The sequence below is a fragment of the Stutzerimonas stutzeri genome, from assembly GCF_000935215.1.
Classification (GTDB): domain Bacteria; phylum Pseudomonadota; class Gammaproteobacteria; order Pseudomonadales; family Pseudomonadaceae; genus Stutzerimonas.
In genome coordinates, this window is sequence record NZ_JXXD01000341.1 from 1 (window position 1) to 5,251 (window position 5,251).

Annotated in this window: 5 protein-coding genes and 1 pseudogene; all 6 read right to left on the bottom strand. The window is 66.7% G+C overall.

From position 1 onward, the window contains the following. Window positions 1-28: 28 nt before the first annotated feature. The gene (gene trbJ / locus LO50_RS23185) at window positions 29-772 is read right to left on the bottom strand and encodes a P-type conjugative transfer protein TrbJ (protein ID WP_011716362.1); all 744 of its coding nucleotides are present in this window, start codon (window positions 770-772) and stop codon (window positions 29-31) included. After that, window positions 769-3,219 (bottom strand): conjugal transfer protein TrbE, encoded by a 2,451-nt coding sequence (gene trbE / locus LO50_RS23190; protein ID WP_023094630.1) that lies wholly within the window; start codon window positions 3,217-3,219, stop codon window positions 769-771. Before trbE ends, trbJ begins: the two co-directional genes overlap by 4 nt. A gap of 10 nt (window positions 3,220-3,229) precedes the next feature. Next, window positions 3,230-3,499, bottom strand: a complete 270-nt coding sequence (locus LO50_RS23195) for a VirB3 family type IV secretion system protein (RefSeq protein WP_034037723.1) — start codon at window positions 3,497-3,499, stop codon at window positions 3,230-3,232. Continuing rightward, window positions 3,496-3,882: a TrbC/VirB2 family type IV secretion system protein gene (locus LO50_RS23200; RefSeq protein WP_034037722.1), complete on the bottom strand. Its 387-nt coding sequence runs from the start codon at window positions 3,880-3,882 to the stop codon at window positions 3,496-3,498. Before LO50_RS23200 ends, LO50_RS23195 begins: the two co-directional genes overlap by 4 nt. Then, window positions 3,879-4,949, bottom strand: coding sequence for a P-type conjugative transfer ATPase TrbB (gene trbB / locus LO50_RS23205; RefSeq protein WP_044316504.1), 1,071 nt, complete (start codon window positions 4,947-4,949; stop codon window positions 3,879-3,881). Before trbB ends, LO50_RS23200 begins: the two co-directional genes overlap by 4 nt. Beyond that, window positions 4,946-5,251 (bottom strand): annotated as a pseudogene (locus tag LO50_RS23210) (CopG family transcriptional regulator); the annotation flags it as partial. The pseudogene LO50_RS23210 and the gene trbB, both read right to left, overlap by 4 nt.

Genomic DNA, 5,251 nt, shown 5'->3' on the forward strand with positions numbered 1-5,251 from the left:
CGGAAGCGCATCGCATGGCCGCCTCCCGTCAGTTGTTGTAGAAGTTGACGGACTGCGGCGTGTACGGCGTGCCGGTGCCGAGGAAGCGCCGCCGCACTTCGCGGGCGCGTTCGGTCGCCGCCGCCTGCCGCGCCAGTTCCAGCGAAGCGGCCCGGTCTTGCGTGATCTGGAGCTGCTGCGCCTGGATCGACTGCTTGGCCTGCAAGGCGAGAAGCTGATTCGTCGCCTGCATGGCTTGCAGAGCGCCGGTGGCCGACTGGCTCTGGCTCACGAGGTCGGCCAGCGCACTTTCGTCTTGAGCAAGGTTTTGCGACACCTGCGCCTGCATCCGCATCGCGGTGTGCAGACCGTTCAAGGTGTTCTGCCAGCGTTCGCGGGCGTCCTGCGCCATGCGGTCGCCGCTGATGGTGGCGGCATATTGCTCCGGGTACAGGCGGGCGAACGTGGCGTCCATGCTCTGCACGTCGTAGGCCAGGCCGCGTGCCTCGGCGATCAGGCGCTCAGTGGTGGCGAGCGTCGAGCGCAGCCGGTTGACGATGTTGAAGTCCAGCTTCGCCAGATTGCGTGCCTGGTTCATCAGCATCTGCGCTTCGTTCTGGAGCTGGTTGATCTGGTTGTTGATCTGCTCCAGCGTGCGGATGGCTGTCAGCGTGTTCTGCACGAAGTTCGACGGGTCGAACACCGTCAGCGCGGACGCGGGCTGCACGGCCAGCAGCGATACCGACAGCACGGCGGCGAGCGAGACGGACAGCAAACGGGGCTTGGTCTTCATGGTGAAACCTCCAGTGGTTGGGAGTTGAGAAACGAAGCGGCCGCCGGTGAGGACGGCAGCAGGTCGGCAGCCCAGTCGAGGCCGCGATGGCGCAGCCACGCGCCGGTGAAGCCGGGGGCGCCGGCCTGCGTCAGCACGCGGTCGATGTCGCGTTGGTCTTGAGGGGTGGATGCGCCCGCGAAGGCGAGCGCCAACGGCCCCAGGTCGAGATCGAATAGGCGGTTGCCGAGACGCGACTGGTAGTAGTAGTCGCGCTTGGGCTGCGCGGTGGCGACGATCTCGATCTGCCGGCTGTTGAGCCCGAAACCCTCATAGATCGTGCGAATCTGCGGCTCGGTCGCCTGCGGGTTAGGCAAGAAAATCCGACTGGCGCAGCTCTCGATGATCGCGGGCGCGATGGTCGAGTCCTTGATGTCCGCCAGGCTCTGCGTGGCGAAGATGACGCTGACGTTCTTTTTCCTGAGCGTCTTGAGCCATTGCCGGATGCGGGCCGCGAAAGATGGCTCATCGAGGAACAGCCAGGCTTCATCCAGAATCAGCAGCGTGGGCGCACCATCGAAACGCTCATCGAAGCGGGCGAACAGGTAGCGCAGCACCGCTTGCACGGCGGCGGGGCTGTGCATCAGTTCTTCCATCTCGAAGCCCTGCACGTCGGCCATGCCCAGCCGGTCGCGGTCGGCGTCCAGCAGCTTGCCGTGGGCGCCGCCAAGCACATAGGGCGACAGCGCTTGCCGTAGCGCGTTCGATTGCAGCAGCACGGAAAGCCCGGTCAGCGTGCGCTGTTCCACCGGCGCACCGGCGAGGCTACCCAGCGCCGACCAGATGGCTGCCTTCTCGTCGGGGCCGACGGTCACGCCTTCGTGCAGTAGCCGGCCTTCCACCCATTCAGCCGCCCAGGTGCGGTAGCCCTCGCTGTCGATACGGGCCAACGGCTGAAAGGCGATGCCGCCATCGGCACCGAGGTCGTAGTGTTCGCCGCCGAGGCCGAGGATCGTGGCACGCATGGAGCGGCCCATGTCGAAGGCGAAGATCCGCGAGCCGAAGTAGCGCCGGAACTGCATGGCCAGAATGGCAAGCAGTACCGACTTGCCCATGCCGGTCGGCCCGGCGACCAGTGTGTGGCCCACGTCGCCGATGTGCGTGACCAAGCGAAAAGGCGTCGCGCCATCGGTGCGGGTGACGATCAGCGGCGGGCCGTCCAGATGGTCGTTCTTCTCCGGCCCGGCCCATACTGCCGACAGCGGCATCATGTGCGCCAGGTTCAGCGTCGAGACGATGGGCTGGCGCACGTTCGCGTAAGCGTTGCCGGGGATGGACGACAGCCAGGCATCGACCGCGTTCAAGGTTTCGGGAATCGTCACGAAGCCCCGACCCTGGATGACGCGCTCCACCATGCGCAGCTTCTCGTCGGCCACTGCCGGGTCGGCGTCGAGCACTGTCACCGTGGCGGTGAGATAGCCGAACGCGACTTGATCGCTGCCCAACTCCTGCAAGGCCGCATCGGCGTCGGCGGCCTTGTTGCTGGCGTCGGTATCCACCAGCGGGCTTTCCTGCTGGAAGATCGTTTCGCGCAGCAGTGCGACGACGTTCTTGCGCTTGGCGAACCACTGGCGGCGCAGGCGGCCGAGTTCCTTTTCGGCCTCGGCTTTGTCCATGCAGAGAAAGCGTGTGCTCCAGCGGTAGCCAAAGCCCAGGCGGTTGAGGTCGTCCAGAATCCCCGGCCAGGTCGAGGTCGGAAAGCCACGCACCGACACCACCCGCAGGTGCTGGTCGCCCAGCATCGGCGCAAGGCCACCGACCAGGGCGCAGTCGGCCAGTAGCGCGTCGATATGGAACGGTACTTCGGGTACGCCGAGCCGGTAACGCCGCGTCGAAACCGTCGCGTGCAGGCCGGTCAGCGTGTCGTCGTCATCGAGCCAGGCGATTTCCGGCATCACGCCATCGAGCAGATCGAACACGCGATCGGTTTCAGCCACGAAGGCATCGAGCCGACCACGCCAGTCCACGCCGTCGCCGGGCGAGTTCTCGTAGAGCAGCTTGGCAGCGCGGGCACGCGATTCCTCCGGCGGGAGGAACACCATCGTCAGGTGATAACCGCTCTCGAAGTGATGGCCCGATTCCTCGAAGGCGGCGCGGCGTTCCTCGTCCACCAGCCAGGACAGCGGCTCGGGAAAATCCGAGTGCGGATAGCCCGCAGCCGGTCGGCGCTCGGCCTCGATGAACAAGGCCCAGCCCGAACCCAGGCGGCGCAGTGCGTTGTTGAGCCGCGCGGATGCGGCGATCAACTCGCCTTGCGTGGCGCTGTCCAAGTCCGGCCCGCGAAAACGTGCCGTGCGCTGGAAAGAGCCATCCTTGTTCAGCACAACGCCCGGCGCGATCAGCCCGGCCCAGGGAAGCCAGTCGGCCAGCAGCGCGGGCCGTTGGCGGTATTCGGCAAGGTTCAGCATGGCATCGTCCTCACACGTCCAGCAGCGGCTTGTGCTTGATGTGCCGGGCGAAGACCTGCATGAACTGCGGATCGACACGCGCGCCCCATACGGCCAGCGAATGGCCGATGATCCAGAGCACCACGCCGGGAATCCACAGTTGCAGGCCCAGCCCCACGGCGGCGGCCAGCGTGCCGTTCGCAATGGCGACCGTGCGCGGCGCACCGCCAAGCAGGATTGGCTCGGTCAGCGAGCGATGCAGCGGCACCTCGAAGCCGGGAAGATCGTTGGCCGTGCTCATACGACGGCCCCGCCGGAGAAGCTGAAGAACGACAGGAAGAACGAGGACGCGGCGAACGCAATGGACAGACCGAAGACGATCTGGATCAGTTTGCGAAAGCCTCCCGACGTGTCGCCGAAGGCGAGCGCGAGGCCCGTGGCGATGATGATGATGACCGCGACGATGCGTGCGACCGGCCCCTGAATCGACTCCAAGATCGACTGCAACGGCCCCTCCCACGGCATCGAGGAACCGGCGGCCTGCGCCGTACCCGCCAGGAACAGCAGCAGTGCGGCCAGCAGCAGCCCCTGCCCCGCAGGGCACGCGAGGCTGCGCAGCCGCATGAGACCGGACAGGTGGGGAAGCGGATTTACGGAAAAGCGGAAAGCATGGGCGTGTGTCATGGCAGTTCTCCAGGTTGGTCAGGGGACGGGGGAAGCGCAGCGGCGTCGGCTGCGAGCGGAAGCGGGATCAATTCGGGAAACGGCGTTTCCAGCGCGTCCGCCAGGCGATAGCCGGTGCCGTCGAAGCCGACGACACGGGCGATGGTTTCGACGTGGCGCTTGCGGCCACGTCCGGCGATGTGGATGACGACGTTGACCGCCTCGGCGATCAGCGCCCGTGGCGGATTCACTGCGACTTCGAGGATCAACTGTTCGAGGCGCAGCAAAGCGCCTAGCGCGGAACCGGCGTGGATGGTGGCGATGCCGCCGGGGTGGCCTGTTCCCCACACTTTGATGAGGTCGAGGGCTTCGCCGCCGCGTACTTCGCCGACGACGACGCGATCCGGGCGCAGCCGCATCGTGGCGCGCACCAGTTCCTGCATCGACACCACGCCCGCACGGGTGCGCAGCGGCACATGGTCACGGGCTGCGCATTGCAGCTCGATGGTGTCTTCGAGCACCAGCACGCGGTCGCCGGTGGCGGCGATCTCGGCCAGCAAGGCGTTGGCGAGGGTGGTCTTGCCGGTACTGGTGCCGCCGGCGATCAGTACGTTCTGGCGCTCGCGCACGGCGCGGCGCAGGAAGTCCGCCTGGCAGGCGGTCAGGATGCCGTCGGCCACATACTGATCCAGGCCGATGATGTTCACGGCACGCTTGCGCAGCGCGAAGGCCGGGCCGGGCGCGGCTGGCGGCAAGATGCCCTCGAAGCGTTCGCCCGTCTCCGGCAGCTCGGCGGTCAAGAGCGGCTGGCCGCGATGCACCTCCGCACCGACATGGGCGGCGACCAGGCGGATGATCCGCTCGCCATCGGCCTCGGGCAGTTCGACGCCGACAGGCATCCGACCAGACGACAGGCGATCCACCCACAATGTCCGGTCGGGGTTGAGCATCACCTCCACCACGTCCGGGTCTTCAAGCGCGGCAGCGATCACTGGCCCCATCGCCGTGCGCAGCATCTGGATGCGGCGATCCTGGGACGCCGCTGCCGACGAATGCGGTTCGGGCGGGATCTGGGGGACGGCGCTCATGAGGAACGCTCCTGCGCTTCGGCCAGCGCCGCGGCGTCATCCATCCGCATCGGGTTGGGATGCAGTTCTTCCACCACGTCGCGCACCAAGCTGCGGCCACGCAGCAGGTGGCGGCCCAACTGTTCGACGAATTGCTCGAAGCGCGCCTTGCCCTGGGCGCGGGCTGCATCCTGATGGGCTTCGGGCACCGGCGTGCTGACGGTCAGGAAGTAGCGGATGAACAACGCCAGCGTTTCTATCTGGATGTTCTGATCACGCTCCAGACGCTCGGCCTGCCGCGACAGGCGGTCCAGCCGTTTGGC

What these genes read in the sequence shown, in the direction of transcription:
- trbB (WP_044316504.1), bottom strand. Translation starts at nt 4,949, where the DNA reads ATGAGCGCCGTCCCCCAGATCCCGCCCGAACCGCATTCGTCGGCAGCG.
- LO50_RS23195 (WP_034037723.1), bottom strand. Translation starts at nt 3,499, where the DNA reads ATGAGCACGGCCAACGATCTTCCCGGCTTCGAGGTGCCGCTGCATCGC.
- LO50_RS23200 (WP_034037722.1), bottom strand. Translation starts at nt 3,882, where the DNA reads ATGACACACGCCCATGCTTTCCGCTTTTCCGTAAATCCGCTTCCCCAC.
- trbE (WP_023094630.1), bottom strand. Translation starts at nt 3,219, where the DNA reads ATGCTGAACCTTGCCGAATACCGCCAACGGCCCGCGCTGCTGGCCGAC.
- trbJ (WP_011716362.1), bottom strand. Translation starts at nt 772, where the DNA reads ATGAAGACCAAGCCCCGTTTGCTGTCCGTCTCGCTCGCCGCCGTGCTG.